Consider the following 24,588-nt stretch of genomic DNA (forward strand, 5'->3'; position numbering starts at 1 on the left):
AAAATGAAGACTAACTCTTATGTCAAGATATGTTTATCAGTGTTTTTATTCACACTGTTTTCTCCACATGTGATTGCCCAAAAGTTTGATAATAACTGGGCGTCACTCGACTCCAGACCGCTACCAACGTGGTGGTCAGACGCCAAGTTCGGAATATTCATACACTGGGGGCTCTATGCGGTACCCGCCTATGCGCCCGTGGACGAGGTAGAAGGTGTTTACGAAAAATATGCTGAGCATTATCTTAAGCGTCTTATCGAAAAAAATAGTTCATTCACTGATTATCAGAAACGTAATTATGGACCAAACTCGACGTACACAGATTTCGCGCCAATGTTTAAAGCGGAATTTTTCAACCCAGATAAATGGGCTGATTTGTTTAAAAGATCTGGCGCGGGTTACGTGGTATTGACATCAAAACACCATGACGGCTATTGCTTATGGCCAAGTGCACACAGCAATGGTTGGAATAGCGTAGACGTAGGACCTAAACGCGATATTATAAACGATCTATCTCGCGCCGTGCGGCGTACTGGTTTACGATTTGGGTTATATTATTCACTATTAGAATGGGATAATCCGCTTTATACCGCTGACAATATGGAAAGATGGACCACGGAGCATATGATACCACAGATGAAAGACTTAGTGAATAATTACCGCCCAGAAGTAATTTTCGCGGACGGAGAATGGGATTATACGAGTGATGAGTTAAAAAGCACAACGTTCCTGACATGGCTTTATAACGAATCCCCGGTAAAAAATTCCGTTGTGGTAAATGATAGATGGGGCAAAGAAACAAGAAGTAAACATGGGGGATATTATACAACAGAATATAACCTGATCGGTGACACGCTAACGACAGGCAGGATTCTGCATCCCTGGGAAGAGAGCCGCGGGATCGGAACTTCCTATGGATATAATCAATTTGAAACAACTGCACATTATTACTCATCCAAGCAGTTGATCGATTTATTGATTGAAAAAGTGGGAAACGGTGGTAATCTTTTGCTAAATGTCGGACCGGACGCGAAGGGGTTGATTCCCGTTGTTATGGAAGAGCGTTTGCTCGCTATCGGGGATTGGTTACGCGTAAACGGAGAGGCAATTTATGGCACGACCACATGGGAAGAGCGGCCCCTAGAGGAAGATAGTGGTGTATATTATACCCGCAAAGGTAATGATATCTACGCCATATGTACCCAATGGCCCGAGAAAGAACTGATTGTTGACGGCATTCGCAGCGCGCGCAATGTGACATTGCTAGGGACAGATTTACCCGTAAAATTCAAAATAGCAAAAAATAGGTTGCTCGTCCAATCTCCAAAAATTAATCCAGCGAACGCGCCATGCGAACATGCTTGGGTATTTAAAATCACATATTGATGAAAAAACAGCTATACATAATCTTGTTACTTTTCGTAGTAAGTACAGCGCTTCGAGCGCAGGACGCGCCCGTGCCTAGTGAAATTCAATTGGAATGGCAGAAATTAGAGACAACTGCTTTCATCCATTTTACAGTAAATACCTTTACCGGCAAGGAGTGGGGAGATGGAACTGAAAGCCCTGAAATTTTCAATCCGGTAAATTTTGATGCCCGTAAAATGATCAAAGTCCTAAAGGAAACGGGATTTAAGATGGCGATAATAACGGCTAAACATCATGATGGATTTTGCCTTTGGCCGTCGGCATACACCGATCATTCTGTTAAAAGCAGCCCATGGAAAAATGGAAAGGGCGATATGGTAAAAGAGATTGAGCAGGCATGTCGTGAATACGGTATACTGTTTGGCTTCTATCTTTCGCCTTGGGATCAAAACCATCCGAGTTACGGAACATCGGCATATAACACATTTTATAAAAACCAACTTCGCGAGTTATTAACGAATTATGGAGAAATAGCAGAGGTGTGGTTTGACGGCGCAAAGGATAAAAAAGCCATCGATATGGAGTACGATTTTGACGGTTATTGGGATTTGGTTCGTGAATTACAGCCTCGTGCGGTGATGTTTTCGGACGTGGGCCCTGACGTTCGCTGGGTAGGCAATGAGAAAGGAATCGCTGGTGAGACCATGTGGTCTACAATCGATGTGAAACCGGAGAACGCGCCCGGAAAAATGTCGCCTGCATATTTAAATGTAGGCGATCCGAACGGCAAATTGTGGATACCGACAGAAACGGATGTGTCAATCAGACCAGGCTGGTTTTATCATGCCGAAGAAGATGATAAGGTACGGTCTGCTCAAAACTTGGTCGATCTTTATTACACTTCCGTAGGGAGAAACAGTGTACTGTTGCTCAATATTCCACCGAATAAAGAGGGTCTATTTGCCGAACAGGATGTTGCAAACCTATATGAATACCGATCGATCCTTGATGAAACGTTTCGCAAGAACTTGGCAAAAACTGGCGCCGACAAATCATTGACTGACGGGGCGCTGGAAAGTTACATTACCCTCCATGCTAATAAACCCTTCGTGGTAAAGCTGAAGAAAAAAACGACTTTTGACCGGATTGCACTTCAAGAAAATATTGCGGAGGGGCAAAGAAATGAAGAAGCACTGGTAGAGTATTGGGACGGAACCGCATGGGCGCAATTAAGTGAGCACACGACTATCGGCTATAAACGCTTATTGCGAGTGCCGCTAACAACCACCGATAAGATCAGAATTACAGTAAAGAAATCTAAAGCTCCTGTGCAGCTAGCCGAGTTAGGACTCTATAAGGCTTCTGCGAGGGAATCAAATGAAACGAATGAATAACCTATATATACTACTTACGCTTAAAGTCCTATTATTACTGTTGCCAGGATATACAAACGGTCAGCAGAACGCGGCGAATGTCGCTGGACACCCGAGATTAATATTATTAAAAGGGGAAGAAAAAGCACTTATTGAAGCGGTCAAAGCGGATCGTTACAAACTAAAGGTACATAACGAAATTCTTGCGGAGTGCGAAGAAATCCTTGGAACGGTTCCTGTAGAGCGCATCAAAATCGGAATGCGTATGCTTTCGGCTTCTCGCGAAGCGATGTTACGCATTTTTTACCTCTCTTATGCCTGGCGAATGACGGATGACAAACGCTATGTTGAACGTGCAAAAGAAGAGCTTGCCGCCATTTCGCTATTCAGTGACTGGAATCCATCTCATTTTTTGGATGTCGCGGAGATGACGATCGCCGCTGCCATCGGGTATGATTGGCTATATGACGAATTGTCGCCGGCCGAACGGACACAAATTAGGGATGCGATCCGGACGAAAGGCTTAGTGCCTTCGCTGAATAGTCAGTACAACTGGTGGCTAAAAGCCACCCATAATTGGAATCAGGTTTGCAATACAGGGATGCTGATGGGTGCGCTGGCCATTTATGAAGATGATGTCGAACTAGCTGATCAGCTCATCGAAAGGGGTAAGGAAAGCATTAAATTGCCGATGAAAGACTATGAACCGGACGGGGCGTACCCCGAGGGTTATATGTATTGGGGGTACGGAACGACTTTCAACGTATTATTTATCAATACCATGGAACGCGCTTTTGGCAAAGCTTATGATCTGTCGTCAACCCCGGGCTTCTTAGGGACGGCTTCATTTATGCAAAATATGACCGGCGTGACAGGGGATTCGTTTAATTTTTCTGATTCTGACCTTGGAGGTGTCTTGCAACCGGCCATGTTCTGGTTTGCCCAGAAGACGGATAATCCTTCTTTGCTCTGGGTCGAGAGAGAACATATGGTCAAGTTAAGCGCAAATGTGCGTGAAGATAATCGTCTGCTACCTTTAACGCTAATCTGGAGTAAAGATAGTGACCTTCAGGCTATGGATCCCCCTAAAAACAAGCTGTGGACAGGTAAAGGTAAGACGCCTGTAGCGTTAATGCGATCTTCGTGGGTTGACTCGACAGCTATATATGTGGGATTTAAGGGCGGGTCGCCATCGACCAATCATGGACATATGGATGTTGGATCCTTTGTAATGGAATCCGATGGTGTGCGATGGGCGATAGACTTTGGCCGAGAAGATTACCGACTGCTCGAAGCGCAAAAAATAAACATTTGGAAATTCGACCAAGATTCTGAGCGATGGGGTGTATTTAAATATTCCAATTTAGCGCACAATACGCTATCTGTTAACGGAGAGCTCCAAAATGTTAAAGGCCATGCGCCCTTGATCAATTTTTCCGAAACGGCTGACAGTACAACAGCAACAATGGATCTTTCCACGCTCTACCCTCAATTGACAGCCTTGAAACGTAAAATCACGGTCGCCAATGCAGAAAATGTAACCATCAGCGATTCTTATGCTGGTGGAGCAACGGAAAATACCATACGGTGGTCCATGCTTACCGACGCAACGGTCAAGCTGGTGGACGGTATGCATGCAGAACTTACAAAAGAAGGAAAAAAGCTCCTATTACACGTAAATAGCCCGCACGATATAAGTTTAAAAACGTGGGCTACGGATTTCGATTACGTAGGAAACGAGACGGTCATAGTTGGTTTCGAACTAAAAATCGCTCCGCATCAAGCGGGAGATATTGTAGTACAATTAGTACCTTGCAGATGAAGTATTGATTAACTTGACTAGCAAAGCTAGTAACTTGTAAACACAGCTACAATTTATGGGTATTTCGAAAATATTATAGCTATAGTTATAGTAAAAATCCCGATGTTTTTTAAGACATCGGGATTTTTTATTTAACCTCTAAGTTTCGGCTTATTGCCCTTCCCCTTGATAATATTCATGATCCGTTTACGGAACGATACCTCCTGACCTTCACCGTAGCCATAACCGTAGCCGTAACCATAGCCATAACCACGTTTGAAGTCTACGTCGTTCACAACAACCGCCATATTATTCAGTTTACCTTCCTCGTATAGCTCTTTCGGAATATTCAATAGGCGTTTATCCAGGTAGTTCGCGCGTGCCACATAGATGGTCATATCCGCATGCTCTGCAATCAGCAGCGTATCGGTTACCATACTGACCGGTGCCGTATCCACAATGACATAATCGTACTGCATACGACCGTAAGCGATCAAATCCGCAAAATGCCCGTTCATCAGCAATTCCGCCGGATTTGGCGCAATATAGCCCGAATAGATAATATCGAAATTGTATGGTGCTGGCTTTTGGATAACGATGTTGGAAACCGACATATCCGGATTCACGAGATACTGTGTGATACCGATATTCGTGTGCTGCAAGTGCGACAGGCCCAGGTAATCCAATACTTTTGGCGAACGGATATCCGCGCCGATCAACAACACCTTCTTGCCTGACATGGATAATATCTTCGCAAGGTTGGTCGCAATAAAGGATTTTCCTTCTCCCGACGTAGTAGATGTTACATACAACACAGACGATTCTTGCTTTTTAGTACTGCCCAGCATAAACGTGATATTCGTCCGCAAAATACGAATTGCTTCGGCCAAAGATGATCGGTCATTGTCTTCAATAATCGGATGATCTGAAGTCGGAATTTCGCCCAGAATCGGCGCATGAAACACCTCTTCAAGATCTTTGCGCGAATGAATTTTGTTATCGAGTAGAAATTTGATATAGAGAATTCCAAAAGGAATTAGAAAGCCCATGATCAATGCGCCCAACATCACGATCATTTTACGCGGTGCTACTGGCAATTTATAGCCATAGGCAGCATCCACAATTTTCAAGTTTGCCGGTGTAGCCGCAGCCTTAATCTCCGTTTCTTCCCGTTTTTGTAGGAGGAAGAGATACAATGTTTCCACAATCTGTTGCTGCCGAGAAATATCTTTGAAGCCGCGTTCTTGGTCCGGCAGCTGGTTGAGTTTCCCTTCGAACTTGCTCTTCTGACCCTGTAAAGCATCCACATTCCCCTGCAATACCTTTCTGTAGTTATCCAGCGAAATTTGTAAGTTTTTATTAATCTGCGCAATATTACTATTTAACTGGCGTACTACTGGGTTATCCGGTGTGGCGGATTTCAGCAAATCATCGCGTTCCAAGACCAGACTATTGTAATTGTCAATATTGGCCTGTATGGAAGGATCCGTCAAACCGATATTAGACGGCAACAAGTTATATTCCGTGCTTGAAGTTGCTTCTCGCATCATATCGGCCAAACTCAGTTGCGTCTGGTATTCCACCAATTTCTGTTCATTTTCCGTCGCGTTTTGCAGATAAAGCTGCGCCTCCGCCTGCATGTCCATCAGGCTATTATTATCTTTGAAATCGGCTACTTTTGAATCGGCTTCCGCTAGATCTTTGGAGATCAATTCCAAACGCGAATTAATAAATTTCGATGTTGCTCGCGTTACCTGTGCTTTATCGTGGGTAACGTCCTCGTTATATTGATCGATGAGTGAATTTAAGATTAATTCCGATTTCGCAATTAACGGATAATCCATCGAGAAATTCACCAAAAAAGACTGCGCTTCTTTATTCGGCATAATTTGCACTATGTTCCGTAAGATATCTACGGTAATATCCGCGGGCGTATAGCTTACCTCTAAATCACCTTCCCAAAATTTATTGCTTTCCTGTGGCACCAAACTGATTGGTCCAATTGGGGTCTGCAACCGGCCTCCTAAAGCGTACTCCCTTGTCCCTTCCAGCTCATCCTTTATTTTATACGTATCACCTTTCTTGCTTACGGTGAAGGCATAAACCACCGAGTCTAATCGTGCATGGTCCGGATCCAGCAGAAGGACTTTCAATGGAGAATGCTTCTCCAATACTTCGGAAGATTTTATATTCCCCTTCATGTAATAAGAAAGATAGAGCCGGTTCGTATCTACCACCTTACGCATAAGACGACGGGAGCGTAATACTTCCATCTGGTCGTTAACGAAGGCTGCGGATGAACCTCCCATTCCCGTCATGGTAGCCAACTCGGCCAGTCCTGCCATATCACCCGAGGCTTGTTTTTCATCCTGCAAGAGGATTTTTGCGCTGGTATTGTAGATTTTTTGTGCATACCGTAAGTAGACAAAGGCTATAAATAAGCAGGCAAAAATGGAAATAACAAACCACTTCCAATAGAAAGCATACTGTTCAAAAATTTGCTTGAGATTTATCTCTGACTCGTCCGATTCCTTCACTTGAGGGTAAGGCGTATTTTTCATAAATGCTTTTGCTTCTTCTCTAATTTAGTTAGCGGGTTACAACGGATATGACTGTCACAATCAAACCGATGACAGATACAAATATCGATGTCGTTGCGGTATATTTTGAATTTTGTATACGCGCTCCATTAGGCTCCACGTAGACCACATCGTTCTGCGTCAAATAATAAGCAGGAGAATTCATCGACTCTCGCCTTCTTAAATCCAGCCGAAATTCTTCCTTTTTTCCATCCTGCTCCCGGATGACCAATACATTATTACGTTCACCGTATATGGTCATGTCGCCAGCCAAACCCAGCGCCTCCATAATTGTCAATCGGTCGTTTTCAATGGTAAAGGTTCCTGGACGGGCGACTTCTCCCAGTACAGTCACCCGAAAATTCCTCACGACCATCGAGATTCCCGGATCGACGATATATTTGCTCACTTCTTGACGCAATAAGTCCATGGCCTGGGTTCGGGTCTTACCCGCTAATTCTATTTTCCCCACCTTAGGGAAATCGATTTCGCCGTTGGCGTCAACGGCATAAGTAGGAATAAATGGATTCGTTGCCTGAATTGTTCCTGCTGCACCCTGATATGGCGAAACCTGATTAAATGGAAGTGTAGCCCGTATGTCGTCTGCTGTTACAGAAATGGCCAAGATATCCCCTGGTTGAAGTTTAGGAGCGTTTAATTCGTATAAAGTATTCAATTCCACTGAGTCCGGTTGAAAATACACCATATTCTTTTTGCTAGCACAAGATGTACAAAATAATACGGTGATGGCGCACAATGAAAGGAGGGCACCGAAGATACGTTTAGACATATTTTTTACTTTTATATGGGATGACAAAAAGCTTTCCAATATTTGTTTATTTCGAGCAAAAATAGTTTTTTTTTCATGAATTAACGTGGGCAAATACAAATTATTACAAACTGAGCCGCTTCACAAAATAATCAACCGGCCATGTATAATCATCGTTCTTCGCATGTTCGATACCGTAATCTGCGAACACTAATAATTCGCTTTCTGGCTCGAGCGCTTGAAACGCTGTTCCATATCCTATCGGTACATGTAACACCTGTTGCTCGTCTGCCTTTAATATCAGTTTGTTCACAGGCAAATCAGGCGAGGCGTTTTCCCAATTATCAATTTTTATTAAGTCTACCGCGAACGTCCCAGACAAGACATAAAACCATCGTTGTTCCATGCGGTGTGCCCGCCAGCCGCGGATCAACTCGGTGTCTGTATTCTTAATGATATAAAAACGCTTCACTTGGGCCATATCAAAGTCGTTTACAAACCTGATCTGACCCCGATGGTCTTTTGCAATCCCTCCTATGATGGATTTTACTTTATTTTCCTTCATTACTATATTTTTAAAGCTGTCTTTTGAACAGGCGAATATTTACGGATTACCCATGTTTTTATAACCAAGTACAGCACACTCAATCCACCCAGCAATACAAGTGCAAAGATCCACTGCGTGGTGATATTTTTATCGACAAAGTAGATTACCGCTAGACCAATAATAAACTGAATGGCTCCGTATAAAAAGGAGATCAGCAGCTTATTGACACCGGCTTCGTTACCCAAGAACTGATATAGATGGGAGCGATGTGCTTCAAAGATATTTTCTCTGAGATATAAGCGACGGATGATCGTCCATACCGCATCAATACCGTAAACGGTTAAGAATAGAAAATAGAGCAAATTACCGGTTTTGATAATGAGTGCTCCTAAAGCAAAAAGCAAGATATAAGCAATGGCTACGGAACCGACGTCGCCGGCAAAGCATTTGGCTTTCGCGCGAAAATTGAAAAACGTGAATACTAACACGCCTAACATCGTATAAGCTAATACGTCCTGCGCGACGAAGCCTGTTTCGTTATTCACCAACATCAACAAACCTCCAACAGCAAGACTATAGCAAGCCGTAATACCGTTAATACCATCCATAAAGTTATACGCATTGATCACGCCTACAACCACGATAAAGGTAATGAGCAAGTAGTACCACGGCATCTCAAACACGTCCAGCTGGTAAGCCATGAGCAATACCGAAGTAAAGTGGATTAACAGGCGAATTCTGTTGGATAGCGTAAAGACATCATCCATAAAGGAAACAACCGTCATCATCGTTAACCCTAGAAAGAACCATGGATACTGGAAGCCCGAAAGAAAGAAATAGATCAGTGCACCTAAATAAAAGATAATACCTCCGCCGCGCAAGGTGACGGCTGTATGGGAGGAGCGCTCGTTGGGTTTGTCGATGATATCAAACCGATCAGCGACTCTAAAATACAGCAGTTCTAAAATAAATAGTGCGATGAGTATAATAATGTATGTCATGCTCGTTTCCTTTATTTCACCGTTTATGAAAACTCTTAATCGTCTTCTCCAATCCCTCTTTCGCTGTTAGTGGTAGCGTTTCAATACCGAGTGCTTGTTTGATTTTGGCATTTGATACGATATAAGATTCCGTTAATTTTTTTAGTCGTTCAGAATTTAGCGGCAGCGGCAAAACATCACCGATTTTAACTATACCCTTAATCAACCCCCCGGGGATATGCCACAGTCTAGGGCTTTTGCCCAAGGTGTCGGAAATTAGAGAAACCAATTCATTGGTAGATAAGGCATCGTCATCCGCAAAGTTGTATATGCCGGAAGATAATGCTGTATGCGCCAACATTTCATCTAGCAGATAGTTTAGATTGTCTATACTTAAAAATGAACGTTGATTGTGAAATGCTGCTAAAGGCCAGGGAATTCCCTTATCTACCACTTTATACAACAGATTTAAATTCCCTTTGTTACCAGGGCCGTGAATCATACAAGGGCGGATGATAAAAAGCCGCTTACGTTCCCGTAGTGTTTTCCCTAGAAGGTACTGCTCTGCTTCCAGCTTCGACTTCCCATATGCCGTGTACGGTTTACCTTGCACATCTTCTTGTAATACACCCTCGACAGTATCGGCTACTGCCTTGACCGAACTGAAATAAAAGAAATCTCGGATATCGGAGTTTAAGAAGACATTGAACAGTTCTATTGTTAGATCACGATTGACTTTAAAATATTCCTCATCGGCGGAGGTATTTGCGGTATCGTGTGCTTTTCCAGCAAGATGTATAATAGCTGTTGCATTATGTTCGATATGGTTTTGCCAATTTTCGTTACGTAAACAAATTTTCTTGACGTTATACCCCCTTTCCGGTAGATATTGCTGTAAATTTTGTCCGACGAAGCCGGAGGCTCCGGTAATTACAATACTCATCTTTTCCTCATTTTATCGAACTTCTCTTTTACTTCCTGTTCGGGAGTCTGTAAATCTAATTTAGAGAGGTTTGTATTATAAAAATAATACCTCTCCTGATTGTTTGTGTATTGAACGTTATTAAGCTTAATTTGTCCTATTAAATTACCCGTGTTTCTGTCGTTTTTGTACCCGTGAAAGGATATCCCTTTACGCGAACCGTTGTCAAAATGCCCATCGATATTAATCGAAACTTCCTTAGCTTGTTCCGACTTAAACAATTCAAACACAAGTAGAATTCCCGACCACTTATTATTATAAGTAGTTAAATTTATAATATTTATATTTTTGATCTCGTCATGTATTGAATTCGGTTCTATATCTAGACCGCTTTCAGGACTATTTCCATTTGTATTTGCTATATAAGTGTCGATAACATCCACACCAATTGCGGAGGTTATAGAGATACCGTTTCTCCTTACATTGTCGATAACCGCGTTCTGTATTTCTATATTCTTACTTGGAACATTGTTTAATTGCCCTATATATATACCATCACCCCACATATACTTCAAATAGGGAGAATACAGTTGAATATTGCTCGAACTCTTTATACTAATCCCAAATCCCCATTGCCCCCTTTTGCCTAAATGCCCATAACGATCTCCTTCTAGGTTCGCATAAAATATTTTTACATTCGTAACGTCGGCAACCTGTAACATGTCATAATAACCCCTCGCCGTGGGCTTCAAAATTAATTTTGATTCTGGTTGGAATAATAGGACTTGATTGCTTTTCAGCCTCAACCCCTTATCAGAAATTTGCACAGGACAGTTTGGCAACAATACAACTTGGTGTCGATCCAACGCTCTCTGAAGGTTCATTGTATAATCTGCTTTACCGCTTCTATTGTAATTGTTTGGAAGATATTTCACCGCAGGATAGGCTGCCCTTTTGTACCTATTGTACTCCCTTTCATATTTCATCTTATTGAGATGCTTATTGATGGTAGACAGTGGGACATTTTTAACAGTAAAATGTTGAGCGTTTACAAATAAAAACGCGATGTTCAAAACGAACAAAATTACTAATCTTTTCATTAGAACTGATTTAAAGTTTCTTTATTAATGTTATCTCTATCTTTATCAACAAACCACCCCCATTTATTAAAGTATTTTTTCGCTGAATCTATAAAAATTTTAAACAGCCTTTGACTTTTATTAGCGCCAGACTCATAGCCGTGATATACCGACACTTGAGGGAAATAAATGGTTTCATATTTTTCATACATTCGTCTAGACATATCCCAGTCTTCAAAATACATAAAAAAACGATCATCATATAATCCGATCTCTTTAAGGGCTTCCACTCTAAAGACCGTAAAACATCCGGAAAGTACGGGAGCTTTATAGACTCGATTGGCAGCGACCCCCCGAAGTTCATACCGCTCTATAAAACGATTGTATAAAAATCGTGGTGCTTTTAACTTACGTAATATCAGACTAAACGGAGAAGGAAGTAGTTTCGGTAAATTCTGAATCGAACCGTCTAGATTCAAAATTTGTGGCATCATCATTCCAACTTTGCTGTTAGCGTTCATATATTCTACCATGGCCGTGATTACATCAGAATTAAAATACACGTCAGGATTTACAACAAAATGGTAGGTGATATTCTCGTCTATACTTTTTTGAAAAACAAGATTATGCGAAGCTCCAAATCCTGGATTTGCGGGGTTATGGACGTACACGATGTTCTCTTTGCCTTGAAAATACTCTTTAAGAGTGTCTGACGGTGAGTTATCGATAATATACAGTACATACGCAAGCTCAACTCTGTTTAATGAGCTAAGTATGTTTTCGATATCACCTAAGCTTGTATTATAAAGCACGATAGAAATATTAACTACCTTCAACTGGGATCCATTCATTTTTTTTAAAATCAAACTTTTTTATAACTTTTGCAGGCGCCCCTACAGCTATCGAATAAGGAGGGATGTCTCTTACTACCGCAGACATTGTGCCGATCACAGAACCTTCACCGATAGTAACCCCCGGCAAGACCGAGACAAATTCACCAATCCAAACATTGCTCTCTATCACCACGGGTTTTGAAATGATAGGTCTTGAACTCGGAGTTGATTTTGGAGAATCCTGATATGCCCCAGAGTAATTCCCGTGATTATGGTCCGTTATAAAAACTTTACTCGCGATCAAAACGTTGTCCTTAATAATAATTTTCTCCACAGCTCCTATATGAACAAAATCGTTTATTTGAACATTCTCACCAATTGTAATGAGCGCTGCGTTGCTCTTTTTTAAATCGAACGCGTCAATCCGGCAGTTAAAGCCTGTGGTAAAACCCTTTCCCACAACAACCAATCTTCGACCTCTTATACGGAAAGGAAAGCGGATTAACCTAGCATTTCGAAAAAGGAGCTTCGTCCTAATTCGAAAATATCCTAACCAAAAGAAGCCAATTATTCCGTACTTTTTCAACATTTACATTAAAAGTTTTAGTGTCTTGAACATAAAAAAGGCTGGGAGATAGACGATCTTGGAAATCATCTCCACTTTAGTATTTCGTCTATTATCAGGTCCGAATATCTTATCCAAAATCTTATCTACATGATAACAGTACAGATACGGCAATTTGACTATGAATGGTACGGTCGCCTTGGGATCAATCACCTTCATTTCTCTCACAAGATTGATATAAAGGTTGGCCCTAACATTCAGATGAATACGAGCTCTTTGAACTGCGTTACTTCCCGAACGGCGAACTAACGTCAGGCTTTCATTGATAAGCCCTAAATCATTTCTCACGCCCATCAATATCCAAAGGTAACCATCTTGTCCGTACCTCATCCTTTCCGAGAATCTTAGAAAAGAGTTCTGTAAAAGCACTTCTCTTCTAACCATGACACACGGTGTACCGATATTGAGACTAACCAAACTCTTCGGGAATACTTTTCCTTGAAATCCAGTATTAGCGATCTCATAGTACTTCCGTTTTGATCTGTCAGTAACCTCGTCAAAAGTAGAATACATCGTATGGCTCCAATTCAATTCTTCAAGATCCATTATTGACACCTGTTTCTCTAGCTTTGTGGGACAAAAAAGATCATCGGAATCTAGAAAAGCTATATATTCACCCGAAGCCCTATCAATGCCGAAATTTCGAGCGTGGGCAGGCCCTTTATTCTTTGTCTTAAAATAGAGGACTTTATCCCCATATTTTTTCAGAAAATCCTTATCATCTTCTGGCGACCCATCGTTGACAATGATTATCTCGTAGTCTTTAAAAGTTTGTCCCAAGACGCTATCGACAGCTTCTTCCAACCATCCAATTTGAGAATAAAAGGGAATAACAACACTTACCTTCATATAAAATTCATCAAGAGATCATTTAGTTGAGTTGCATGATCTCGTTTCTTATCATTTAAATAGTTAATGATAGTTTTTGTACCACCATCAGCAATAGCTTGCAACAATGTAGGATTGTTCAATAAAAGCTCTACCTTTTCAATGATACTATTTACGTCCCGTGGCTTTATCTCCGAACAGTTTAGTCCGTCTTTCATAAGAAACTCGACCGAACCGACAAAAGTTGTAATTATAGGCAGATGCATCATCATAGCCTCATACAGCACTCTAGGGAAACCTTCATGATATGACGGGAGTATTAATAAATCATTATCCAAGTAAACCTCCTTTAACTGATCGCTATCAGAAATCATACCGTGAAATCGTACGTGATCTTCTATTAAATTACGCTCCACATGCTCTTGCAACTTCATATAGTCTTTCCCACTCCCTACCAAGTTTAGATACACAGGATACCCCCTGCGAATTAATATTGCAGTTGCGTCCAGTAGCTCTAAGAGCCCCTTATCCAAAACCAATCGTCCTACGTAGAGGAGATTGATTTGTGACTTGATCGTTATAGCTCTGTCCATGATGATATCTTGTTCTACAAACCCTATCATCGGTCTTATGGTGAAACTATTAGAGTTTACAAGAGATATCTTGTTCGTAAAATCGGGGGAAATTGTAAGTACTACCTTCGCTTTTTTGAGAAGAACTCGCGAAATGCCAGACGTAAGTCCCTCCTCCCCTCGGACGTAAATACCGTAGGGTTTGTTATACAAAAGGCACAAAAAAGCGATTACCTGACATATCGGTCCTGGGTAAAAAATATAAACAAAATCATGTCGCCTAATAGCATACTGGATCTTAAAAAAGGCTTTCACAAACGGCAAAAACCGTCCTTTTCGGCGTTTCACTTCATAAACATTTATGCCCCGGCCTCTAATGTTAAAATTAGCAAAGTTATCCTTTTCCGTTTTCGGTTGGCTAATCTGAAAAGTACTTACATCATTCCCACATTCTTTTAATCTAACAAAAAAGTTTCCGGTTTCTTTATTAAGATACAATCCATGCTCATCCTCATAAAATATCGTGTTGTTTATTAACAATAATTTTCTTCCCATTTCAGTTTCTTTAACAGAATAAAAATTTACTACAATTGCCGTTATCGATAGACATACCTTTTATTACCCCTATGCAATAACGCGTAAATTAAAAATAATAGAAAACATATAACTCGCGTAAATTCAGCGTAGAAATGCACAAATACACCAAAAAGTAAAATTGAAGAAAAGAAAAAAATCATAATTAGATAGTAGAAATCAATTCTGTTTTTTCCCCAAAAAATGATTCTGGTTGAAAGAGCTATAACCACACAATATATAATAGTCACGACGATATTTGATGCCATCATAATATCGCCCATAAAAGTATTGAAAATCCCGTGAAAAATACCCGTCTCTGCGGACATAATTCTATTCAGCTCGGGACTAGAAGAAATATCGTTGTCGACAAACAATTTGAAGTACAAAGGGAATACCTTTTGCAGAGTAAAACCCTGATAGGGATGTTCATCAAAAAAATAGCAGAAATGGATAAAAGATTGGCCAGCATAATATATCATTGAACCGCCTGAACCTGTATCCGAATTATCAAACCGCTGGAATGTAAGCATTAAAAAATATGTTAGTATAATCGAGATAATGCCCACTGACAACTTAATATTTTTTTTTCGTTGCTTTTTCGACATAGCCTTCCAAAATAGCAAGATAAAAAAGCCATAGGCGATTGCCCAATATATTACCTTTGACCTGTCAACTCCAACTATTGCGAAGATCAAAATGGTAGTTGAAGAAATAAATAGAAATGAGTTAAAAAGCTTAGACTTTTGTAAAAAACAGATACTATAAAAGTAAAACAACAACATAACCATTGAGACCGAGGCAAAAACATTCGCGGTAACAACGATCGGTCGAAGAAAGCTAGGGACGTTATTGAAGATCGAAACTTCCTCTCCCTCCCCTTGAGCTATAAGGAGCCTGATTTCACTCATGTCGCCCGACAGCACTCTAACGATAATAGTAGCAGAAGAAAATAAAACAACAAAGAATACTACGATGTAAAAATAGGAAATGGCGTTAAAATACTTAGGTTCTAGACGACTAATATTTTGTACTTTTAATGGAGCCAACTTGAAGAACGGATAAATCAGAAGAGTTAAAAGAGTGCAATATAAGATCGTCGGCAACATAGTTATCTCGTAATACTGCGTATACCGGATTCGCAGTCCATAAACATCCACGAGGATTGAACAAAAAGAAGAAATCAAATAAAGCAAAATAATATAAGCGCTAATATCAAAGTACCTTTTCCTAACTAGCACAAAAACTAGAAGGAGAAGAAAATAGAAAAAAGGAACTGCAACCATAACAATCCGAAATTAAGACCCATTAAAAACCGACTAAGATAGTACCTTTTTTACTTTATAATAGTCTTCCTTAAAAAATAAACCATAATATAGCAACACACCTATCGAAATAACGCTCCTTAACACTAAGCCACCTCCGTCCAAAAGAATAAAGAAAACAATTGCCATACAGGGAATTAAAAGAAGAAGAAATCTTTTCCAACTGAAATCGATGGGATATAATATATTTGAAACAAACCATGCTCCAACAACCAATACAAAATTGGTTATTATCATAGATGCGACTACGCCCATCAAATCAAAAGACTCGGTAAAAAAGTAAAGAGTTGTTAAGTTTACCACAACTGAGACGAAAAAGACGTAACTAAGATAGATCGTTTTTTCAGTGATTTTTGGTCCAATATCCACAACTTCCTTAATGATATAAAATGCAAAAAAAAGAGCTAACCCCCCGACATACCTGTAAGAACCATAAAAGGGTTCTGAAGTTACCAATAGAACGATTTCCCGACTATACAACGCAATTAAACTAACCCCTAAAAAAACAATAGCACTTAATAATGGTAAAACATGTTTAAATACGACTTTATTATTTTTGTTTTGAAACTGTTTATGCATAAACGGGGTCCAAGCCATAATAAAGGCGCTATTAATTATCTGCACACTTGAAGCCAACTTCAACGAGACTGAGTACAAACCAATCGTACTCAAACTCAAATACCCAAGCATAAAGAAACGATTAGCTTGCGCTAACATCATGCTACCAAGCCGTGCAGGTAACTGAGGTAGGGCATATTTAAAAGCTTTGATCTGGAGCAAAGGCGAGAACCGCACTACGAAATTACTTTTAACATAAAAAGTTACTAGTAAGGTCGAAAAAGCCAGACTTAAAATCTGGGCATAGAAAACACCGCCCAGTTTATCTTCACCAAGAACCACAAATAAATACGCGAACACCAGATTAAGAACGACTTTTAAAAGAATAACTTTCAGAAAGTCTTTATTACGACCTTCAAACCTTAATAGTATTAATCCAAGCATACTCAAGTTGGCCAACGGCAACTGAATTCCCACGAACAAAAATAAATTGGCGTATTCGCCAGTTGCAAATAGGTAAACGGAAAGGTGCTTTGAAAAAAGAAAAATTAATGAGCCGATTAAAATGGAGAAAAGCAAGATGGTACCATATATATTGGTCACCATCATACTTCGTTTAACACGACTATATTGGTAATAATATCTCTGTAACGATGTCTCCAACTGCAAAAGAGAAAATACAATTCCAATTGCCAAACCCGTCGACATCATGTCTATAACGCCGTATACTTCTGTGCTAAAATAACGGGTATAGATTGGCAATAAAATAAACCCCAAAATTTTCTCGATAGAAGTTGCTAGGCCAAATGATAAAAAAGCCTTTAAGAAATTACCCATTACCATCAAATCTATTCAACCAACTATTAAAATCATATTTATTCACTATATCCGGATTAATCGACTTATAAGGCTCATCTATAAATTGTCTAATAGATTCTAAGTTATCTTTCTCGAGGACAAAAATATTATGTGGACTATAAAAATCTTGATTCAAAATACTTAAATCGTTGGTAATCAATTTTTTGCAAAAAAACAAAGACTCCATAGCACGCAATGTCAATCCCGTTTGTCCTTGGGGCATTATATCTATGATACAGCTCGATTGAGATAACAAATACAGGTACTCGTGATATGGTATAGGTTTTTTCTCTTCTATTTCCTTTTCCTTCTTATCAGGAACTATATAAAAGTAAGTATTAATCGACCACCGGTCTAATTTTTTTTTCAGCCCTTCTAGGAATTCTCTTCGGCCCTTGTTAATTCCCAGAAAAAAAGCGTCATATTTTATTTTTTCACTTTGTAGCGAAATGCCTCTGAAGTAAAATGTTGTGTTAAAATTCAATGCATATCTTACGCAGTCGGCTGGATCGAAAGACCAAATCTCAGCAAGTGAATAGAGTTCGTTTCGGGGGACTCCCATACGGAAAGCAGGGTTCCAATACCAAAAAATAATCCTTATATTTGGGTATCTCTTTTTTATTCGTCTTATAAATGTATAATCCCTGGTCGCAAAAACTAGTACTGTATTGTATGAGGAGAGATTCTGCACCCAACTTTCATACCATACGCTACAGAATATATTAAGTTTTAAAAAAGCTCTTTTAAAAAGACTTATAACAAAATTTCTCTTCCTATAGATTCTAAAAACATCGGTCTCTTGAGATTCCATATAACTCATAAAATATTCTACTGAATCATATAAAATCAATGTTTTCTTACTCTTGCTCATCACAGGACTTTATAAATTTACTTGGAACCCCGCCTACTACGGTGTTAGCTAAAACATCCTTTATTACAACTGCATTAGCTCCAATCATAGCATTTTCACCAATGTTTATATTTCCTAAAATACACGCACCAGAACCTATAAATACATTGTTCTCAATAGTAGGAGCACCTCTCCCATTTCTTCCGCCGATGGTGACGTTGTGCATGATCGTGACATTTTCTCCAATAACAGCCTTTTCATGTAATACGACTCCCAATCCGTTATGTTTAAGCACTGTTCCTTTACCAATCTTAACATTCGGAGGAATATCGGCCGAACAGGTGACTCTAATAAACCATTGGATAACTTTGGGTATGGCTGGTACCTTTTTTTTATACAAAGTATACATTACTCTAATGCACTTCATAATTAAATTCGGCTCTTTCATTATATACGCAATAAATATTCGCCGTAACCGCTTTTTCGTAAGGGGTCCGCCACACGTATAAGCTGCTGCTTATCGATAAATCCCATTCTATAAGCGACCTCCTCAATACAACCGATTTTCATTCCTTGCCGTTCCTCAATAACTTGAACGAACTGACTTGCATGCATCAAGGATTGGATAGTGCCGGTATCCAGCCAGGCAGTTCCTCTGTCAAAAACACCGACCCTCAATTTTCCTCTCTTCAGATATTCCCTATTAACATCTGTTATTTCCAATTCTCCGCGGCTAGACGGTTTAATGTTCTTTGCTATTTCAACCACTTCGTTATCGAAAAAATATAAGCCGGGAACCGCATAGTTGGATTTCGGCTCTTTTGGCTTTTCCTCGATCGAAACGACGTTTTGATCTTGATCAAATTCCACGACGCCGTATCGCTCAGGATCGTGAACCGGATAAGCAAATACACAGCCCCCGTCAGGATCTGCGCAGGACTGCAATAATTTGGACATTCCGGAACCATAGAAAATATTATCGCCCAATATTAATGCGACCTTCTCCGTTCCGATAAACTCCTCTCCCAAGATAAAAGCTTGTGCCAATCCATCCGGACTGGCCTGCTCTTGGTAAAAAAATTTGCATCCTATTTGTGATCCATCTCCTAAGAGCTTTCTAAAATTAGGAAGGTCTTGCGGAGTCGAAATGATCAAAATCTCCTTAATACCAGCAAGCATCAAGGTAGAAAGCGGATAGTAGATCATAGGTTTGTCATAAACGGGCATCAGTTGTTTAGACACAGTCAATGTCAAAGGATAAAGACGGGTACCTGATCCTCCTGCTAATATTATTCCTTTCATATGCGTACGTTTTTTGTTTGTGTGTTAAAGTATAATATTATTGTAGCTTCGTCAACATATTTTCCAGACTAACTTTCCACTCGGGGATGTCGACATTAAAAGTATTCTTAATTTTGCCTTTGTCTAATAATGAGAACACGGGACGCCTAGCAGGCGTAGGGTATGATGTGGTCGGGATCGGATTGACTTTACAATCGAGTTGCAATCTATTTCTAATTTCTACGGCGAAATCATACCAAGAGATACTGCCTTCGTTGCTAAAATGATAAATGCCTTTTTCAAATTTGTTACCATAAACTATATTCAAAATAACTTTTGCCAAGTCAAAGGCATAGGTGGGAGATCCTATCTGATCATTTATAACTGAGATTTCTTCCCGTTCAGACATCAAGCGGATCATTGTTTTTACAAAATTAACACCGTAGGTGGAATACACCCAGGCAGTCCGAAGAATAATCGCATTCGCTCCTGAGTTTAAAATAGCTTGCTCCCCTTTCTGTTTACTCAGTCCATAGACATTGATAGGGTCTGTCGGCTCGTCCTCTTTTTGCGGTCCGTCATTATTCCCGTGGAACACATAATCCGTCGAAATATGAATCAGCCTCCTATTGTATGATTTCGTCCATTTCGCCATTACATCTACAGCTTGATGGTTAACGAGATCCGCCAATACAGGCTCAGATTCTGCTCTATCGACAGCGGTATACGCGGCCGTATTAATAATTAGGTCGGGTTGAAGATTCTTCAAGACAGTTTCGACCCGGACGAGATCATCCAAAGGCATCTGTTTTCTGTCGACAAAAAAGAACTCATCTCCAAGATATTCGGCACTTAAATCTTTAAGTTCCGATCCTACCTGTCCACTTACGCCGGTAACTAGTATTTTCATTTTCCTTATATCGTTAAATCGCCAGAATTATCCAAACACCGTGTGGAAAGCCGGCAATACTTTATCTTTATCTGAGACGATCAGCATCTCCTCGGGAAGTTTCCAATCAATCGCTAACGTGGGATCGCTATATCTCACACCCCACTCGGAGTGCTTATTATAGTAATTGTCACATTTGTAAAAAAAGGATGCTGTTTCACTTAACACTACAAAGCCATGTAGAAATCCCCGTGGAACGAAAAGCTGTAAACTGTTCTCGTCAGATAGTTCGATTGTAATGTGCTGACCAAAAGTGGGCGAGCCTTTCCGCGCATCTACTACCACGTCCATCACTTTGCCCTGAAGAACTCTCACAAGTTTAGCTTGGGCGTATTCATCGCGCTGGGCATGAAGCCCGCGAAGCACTCCCTTGGTAGAATACGACTGATTGTCTTGAACGAAACGTGTCGTCGTGTTAGTCAACTCGTTAAATAGACGTTCATTAAAGCTCTCAAAAAAATACCCTCTCCCATCCTCAAATTTCCTCGGCTCTATTATATAGCAATCTTTTAATTTGGTCTCGCTGATTTTCATATTGTTTTTTTGTATTGCGTTTCATAATAATTTTGGTACTCTCCTGATGTAACTTGATCTAGCCATTTCTGGTTAGATAGGTACCAATCAATCGTTTTTGATAGCCCTTCTTCAAAGGTAACGGTGGGTTCGTATCCTAGTTCTCGGTTAATCTTACTCGCATCAATAGCATATCGCAGATCATGTCCGGGCCTGTCTTTAACAAAGGTGATCAACTTTGCTGATGTTCCAACAGGACGGCCGAGCTTTTCATCCATTTGCTTACATAACTCATTCACCAAATCAATATTTTTCCATTCATTAAAGCCGCCTACGTTATAAGAATCACCAGTTTTGCCGCCATGAAAAACCATGTCAATAGCTCTCGCATGGTCGATCACAAATAGCCAATCGCGTGTAAATTTGCCATCTCCATAAATAGGCAAAGACTTACTATTAAGTATGTTATGGATACATAATGGAATTAGTTTCTCCGGAAAATGGTTGGGGCCGTAATTATTGGAACAATTAGTAATCACCACAGGCAGCCCATACGTATCGTGATAAGCTCGCACAAAATGATCGGAAGACGCTTTTGATGCGGAATACGGGGAATGCGGATCGTATGCTGTGTACTCCGTAAAGAGCCCCTCTTCTCCTAACGTTCCATAGACCTCATCAGTTGAAACATGGTGAAAGCGCTTTCCTATAAAATTATCTTTCCATATTTCTTTCGCAGCGTTTAATAAATTGACCGTTCCAACAACGTTGGTCATCACAAACCTAAGAGGGTCATTAATAGATCTATCTACGTGGGACTCGGCAGCGAGGTGAATGACCCCGGTCGGTCGGTATTGATTAAAAACTTCTAATATATGTCCTGCATCAGTGATGTCGCCTTTTACAAAGGTATAGTTAGAACATCCCTCAACGTCTTCTAAATTCGCCAAGTTTCCGGCGTACGTTAGCGCATCAAGATTAACAACGTGGTAGTCTGAGTATTTCCTCACAAACTCGCGCACAACGTGCGATCCAATAAAACCGGCGCCGCCAGTGATCAAAATCGTTTTTTTCATATCCCTACTAGTTTTTACAGTCTCGAATCCGCCTTACCCACGATAATCCCCTTCACATCATACACCACGGCCTTATCCTTCTTCAAAGCATCTAAGTCAAGATCTAAGAACTCCTTATGTGCGACACCGAGTACGATCGCATCATATTTTGAACCCTCGCTAAGATCGGCACAGCAGTCTAAACCGTATTCATGCTTCACTTCTGCAGGACTCGCCCAGGGATCATAAATAGATACTTTTACACCATAGTCTTCTAGTGCACGGACTACATCAACAATCTTCGTGTTGCGCACATCCGGGCAATTCTCCTTGAACGTTACGCCCAGCATCAATATTTCCGCTCCACTCACGTTGATCCCCTTCTTGATCATGCATTTTATCACTTGTGATGCAACATATTCGCCCATCGAGTCGTTCAAACGACGACCGGCCAAGATGATCTCGGGGTGGTACCCATGCTCCTGTGCTTTCTGTGCCAGATAGTATGGGTCTACACCGATACAATGGCCTCCAACTAACCCCGGTTTGAACGGCAAGAAGTTCCACTTCGTACCCGCTGCTTCCAGTACTGCATGTGTATCGATATCCAGAATATTGAAGATCTTCGCAAGCTCGTTAACAAAAGCAATATTGATATCCCGTTGCGAGTTCTCGATCACCTTTGCTGCCTCAGCAACCTTGATAGCTGGAGCCAAATGTGTTCCAGCAGTGATCACCGATTTATATACCGCATCTACTTCTTGTCCTATTTCAGGCGTCGAGCCGGCTGTTACTTTTAATATCTTCTCTACGGTATGCTGCTTATCTCCCGGGTTGATACGCTCTGGCGAATATCCCGCAAAGAAGTCTACATTAAACTTCAAGCCAGAGACTTTTTCCAATACCGGAATACACTCTTCTTCCGTTACGCCAGGATAGACTGTGGATTCATACACCACGATATCGCCTTTTTTTAACACCTTACCGACTGTTTCGGAAGCTTTGTAAAGCGGGGTCAGATCGGGTCGGTTGTGCTTGTCTACCGGCGTAGGTACCGTGACTACATAGAAGTTCGCATCTTCGATATCGCTTAATTGATTCGAGCAGTACAGTCCTAAACTTCCGTTGCCAAGTGGGTTATTATCTACAAGCACTGCCTGAAGAATGTCGTCCTCGACCTCCAGCGTCAGGTCTTTTCCCGAACGGAGTTCATCGATACGTTTCTGATTGATGTCGAACCCTAGCGTAGGGTATTTTGTGGCAAATAAACGTGCCAGGGGTAGTCCAACATAACCCAGACCGATAACGGCTATTTTTTTCTCGGTATTCATATATTATTATCGCTATATTTTCTTTTCTGTTATTATTGTCGTTTCTATTTCAGGTTATCCCAGTACCACTTTACGGCATCCTGTAATCCTTCACGGATTACGTGCGTCGGCTCGTAGCCCAATAATTGGCGTGCTTTATCAACAGACGCCAAGGAATGGGGGATATCGCCCTGACGATTCGGTCCATGTACAACTTCAACTTTGGCTATTTCAGCGTCGTATTCTGTCAAGAACTCTTTCAGATAGCCTACCAACTCATTCAAGGTCGTACGGTCTCCCACCGCGGTATTGTATACGGTATTAATCGCGTCAGGATTATCAGTCAACATTGCCCGCTCGTTCATCTGGATCACGTTGTCTATGTAGGTGAAATCGCGGGAATAATCCCCCGCACCATTAATCACCGGGCTTTCGTGGTTCATAAATTTCTTGACGAACAATGGAATAACGGCAGCATAGGCGCCATTCGGATCTTGGCGGCGGCCGAAAACATTAAAATAACGTAGTCCGATAGTTTCCATGCCATATGTCTTGGAAAATATCTCGGCGTAAAGCTCGTTCACATATTTGGTAATGGCGTAAGGCGATAAAGGCTTACCGATGACATCTTCTACTTTCGGAAGATTTTCGGAATCCCCATACGTGGAAGAAGAAGCCGCATAAATAAAACGTTTCACACCGGCATCTCGTGAAGCGACCAACATATTTAAAAAGCCGGACACGTTTACCTCGTTGGTAGTCTGCGGATCTTTTATAGAACGCGGAACGGAACCCAATGCTGCTTGATGCAAAACATAGTCGATACCTTCTACCGCTCTTTCACAGTCCGTCACGCTCCGGATATCGCCTTCTATCAGTTCAAAGTTTGGGTTGCCTTCGTGTTGGGCAATATTATGGCGATGACCTGTTGCAAAATTATCTAATACAACAACCTGGTGGCCTTGATTTAAGAAGTGCTCTGTTAAGTTAGAACCAATAAACCCGGCTCCGCCTGTGATCAATATTTTACTCATGTATAT

The 24,588-nt window shown here is 40.8% G+C and carries 23 protein-coding genes; 3 read left to right on the forward strand and 20 right to left on the reverse strand.

Annotated elements, in window-relative coordinates; translation table 11 throughout:
- Nucleotides 1-3: 3 nt before the first annotated feature.
- The 3 genes from C5745_RS13095 to C5745_RS13105 are packed head-to-tail and all read left to right on the forward strand — an operon-like array spanning nt 4 to nt 4,563.
- A complete protein-coding gene (locus tag C5745_RS13095; protein ID WP_105717463.1) occupies nt 4-1,386 on the forward strand; it encodes an alpha-L-fucosidase in 1,383 nt (460 codons plus the stop codon).
- On the forward strand, nt 1,386-2,762 hold the full coding sequence (locus tag C5745_RS13100; RefSeq protein WP_105717464.1) for an alpha-L-fucosidase: 1,377 nt from the start codon (nt 1,386-1,388) through the stop codon (nt 2,760-2,762). The genes C5745_RS13095 and C5745_RS13100 overlap by 1 nt, the downstream gene beginning before the upstream one ends.
- Nucleotides 2,755-4,563, forward strand: coding sequence for a heparinase II/III domain-containing protein (locus tag C5745_RS13105; protein ID WP_105717560.1), 1,809 nt, complete (start codon nt 2,755-2,757; stop codon nt 4,561-4,563). Before C5745_RS13100 ends, C5745_RS13105 begins: the two co-directional genes overlap by 8 nt.
- A gap of 131 nt (nt 4,564-4,694) precedes the next feature.
- Here the strand turns inward: C5745_RS13105 and C5745_RS13110 are convergent, their stop codons facing one another.
- From C5745_RS13110 to C5745_RS13205, 20 genes are all read right to left on the reverse strand, one after another.
- A complete protein-coding gene (locus C5745_RS13110; RefSeq protein ID WP_105717465.1) occupies nt 4,695-7,103 on the reverse strand; it encodes a GumC family protein in 2,409 nt (802 codons plus the stop codon).
- A 28-nt stretch (nt 7,104-7,131) separates the two neighbouring features.
- Entirely contained in the window at nt 7,132-7,911 is a 780-nt protein-coding gene (locus C5745_RS13115; RefSeq protein WP_105717561.1) for a polysaccharide biosynthesis/export family protein, read from the reverse strand.
- A 103-nt stretch (nt 7,912-8,014) separates the two neighbouring features.
- The gene (locus C5745_RS13120) at nt 8,015-8,455 is read right to left on the reverse strand and encodes a WxcM-like domain-containing protein (protein WP_105717466.1); all 441 of its coding nucleotides are present in this window, start codon (nt 8,453-8,455) and stop codon (nt 8,015-8,017) included.
- Between the two features lie 2 nt (nt 8,456-8,457).
- The gene (locus tag C5745_RS13125) at nt 8,458-9,438 is read right to left on the reverse strand and encodes an MraY family glycosyltransferase (protein ID WP_105717467.1); all 981 of its coding nucleotides are present in this window, start codon (nt 9,436-9,438) and stop codon (nt 8,458-8,460) included.
- 16 nt (nt 9,439-9,454) lie between these two features.
- Nucleotides 9,455-10,360, reverse strand: a complete 906-nt coding sequence (locus tag C5745_RS13130) for an NAD-dependent epimerase/dehydratase family protein (RefSeq protein ID WP_105717468.1) — start codon at nt 10,358-10,360, stop codon at nt 9,455-9,457.
- Nucleotides 10,357-11,439: a right-handed parallel beta-helix repeat-containing protein gene (locus tag C5745_RS13135; protein ID WP_105717469.1), complete on the reverse strand. Its 1,083-nt coding sequence runs from the start codon at nt 11,437-11,439 to the stop codon at nt 10,357-10,359. The genes C5745_RS13130 and C5745_RS13135 overlap by 4 nt, the downstream gene beginning before the upstream one ends.
- Nucleotides 11,439-12,269 carry a glycosyltransferase gene (locus C5745_RS13140; RefSeq protein ID WP_105717470.1) on the reverse strand — a complete coding sequence of 277 codons (831 nt, stop codon included), beginning with the start codon at nt 12,267-12,269 and terminating at the stop codon, nt 11,439-11,441. The genes C5745_RS13135 and C5745_RS13140 overlap by 1 nt, the downstream gene beginning before the upstream one ends.
- Nucleotides 12,241-12,711, reverse strand: a complete 471-nt coding sequence (locus tag C5745_RS13145) for an LbetaH domain-containing protein (RefSeq protein ID WP_243403344.1) — start codon at nt 12,709-12,711, stop codon at nt 12,241-12,243. Before C5745_RS13145 ends, C5745_RS13140 begins: the two co-directional genes overlap by 29 nt.
- Before the next feature lie 129 nt (nt 12,712-12,840).
- Nucleotides 12,841-13,725 (reverse strand): glycosyltransferase family 2 protein, encoded by an 885-nt coding sequence (locus tag C5745_RS13150; protein ID WP_105717472.1) that lies wholly within the window; start codon nt 13,723-13,725, stop codon nt 12,841-12,843.
- Nucleotides 13,722-14,831: a glycosyltransferase family 4 protein gene (locus C5745_RS20825; RefSeq protein ID WP_105717473.1), complete on the reverse strand. Its 1,110-nt coding sequence runs from the start codon at nt 14,829-14,831 to the stop codon at nt 13,722-13,724. The genes C5745_RS13150 and C5745_RS20825 overlap by 4 nt, the downstream gene beginning before the upstream one ends.
- Nucleotides 14,832-14,872: 41 nt before the next feature.
- Entirely contained in the window at nt 14,873-16,135 is a 1,263-nt protein-coding gene (locus C5745_RS20830) for an O-antigen polymerase (RefSeq protein ID WP_105717474.1), read from the reverse strand.
- A gap of 33 nt (nt 16,136-16,168) precedes the next feature.
- On the reverse strand, nt 16,169-17,575 hold the full coding sequence (locus tag C5745_RS13165) for a lipopolysaccharide biosynthesis protein (RefSeq protein ID WP_117584412.1): 1,407 nt from the start codon (nt 17,573-17,575) through the stop codon (nt 16,169-16,171).
- Nucleotides 17,562-18,461, reverse strand: coding sequence for a hypothetical protein (locus tag C5745_RS13170; RefSeq protein ID WP_105717476.1), 900 nt, complete (start codon nt 18,459-18,461; stop codon nt 17,562-17,564). Before C5745_RS13170 ends, C5745_RS13165 begins: the two co-directional genes overlap by 14 nt.
- Nucleotides 18,448-18,888 (reverse strand): serine O-acetyltransferase, encoded by a 441-nt coding sequence (locus tag C5745_RS13175; RefSeq protein WP_105717477.1) that lies wholly within the window; start codon nt 18,886-18,888, stop codon nt 18,448-18,450. The genes C5745_RS13170 and C5745_RS13175 overlap by 14 nt, the downstream gene beginning before the upstream one ends.
- Nucleotides 18,888-19,742, reverse strand: coding sequence for a glucose-1-phosphate thymidylyltransferase RfbA (rfbA, locus tag C5745_RS13180; RefSeq protein ID WP_105717478.1), 855 nt, complete (start codon nt 19,740-19,742; stop codon nt 18,888-18,890). Before rfbA ends, C5745_RS13175 begins: the two co-directional genes overlap by 1 nt.
- Before the next feature lie 37 nt (nt 19,743-19,779).
- The gene (rfbD, locus tag C5745_RS13185; RefSeq protein WP_105717479.1) at nt 19,780-20,631 is read right to left on the reverse strand and encodes a dTDP-4-dehydrorhamnose reductase; all 852 of its coding nucleotides are present in this window, start codon (nt 20,629-20,631) and stop codon (nt 19,780-19,782) included.
- A gap of 27 nt (nt 20,632-20,658) precedes the next feature.
- Nucleotides 20,659-21,204, reverse strand: a complete 546-nt coding sequence (rfbC, locus tag C5745_RS13190) for a dTDP-4-dehydrorhamnose 3,5-epimerase (protein WP_105717480.1) — start codon at nt 21,202-21,204, stop codon at nt 20,659-20,661.
- Nucleotides 21,201-22,259 (reverse strand): dTDP-glucose 4,6-dehydratase, encoded by a 1,059-nt coding sequence (rfbB, locus tag C5745_RS13195; protein ID WP_105717481.1) that lies wholly within the window; start codon nt 22,257-22,259, stop codon nt 21,201-21,203. The genes rfbC and rfbB overlap by 4 nt, the downstream gene beginning before the upstream one ends.
- A 14-nt stretch (nt 22,260-22,273) precedes the next feature.
- Nucleotides 22,274-23,569: a nucleotide sugar dehydrogenase gene (locus C5745_RS13200; RefSeq protein WP_105717482.1), complete on the reverse strand. Its 1,296-nt coding sequence runs from the start codon at nt 23,567-23,569 to the stop codon at nt 22,274-22,276.
- A 44-nt stretch (nt 23,570-23,613) separates the two neighbouring features.
- Nucleotides 23,614-24,582 (reverse strand): SDR family oxidoreductase, encoded by a 969-nt coding sequence (locus C5745_RS13205; RefSeq protein ID WP_105717483.1) that lies wholly within the window; start codon nt 24,580-24,582, stop codon nt 23,614-23,616.
- Between the last annotated feature and the right edge of the window lie 6 nt (nt 24,583-24,588).

It is taken from the genome of Sphingobacterium haloxyli (genome assembly GCF_002980525.1).
Classification (GTDB): Bacteria; Bacteroidota; Bacteroidia; order Sphingobacteriales; family Sphingobacteriaceae; genus Sphingobacterium; species Sphingobacterium haloxyli.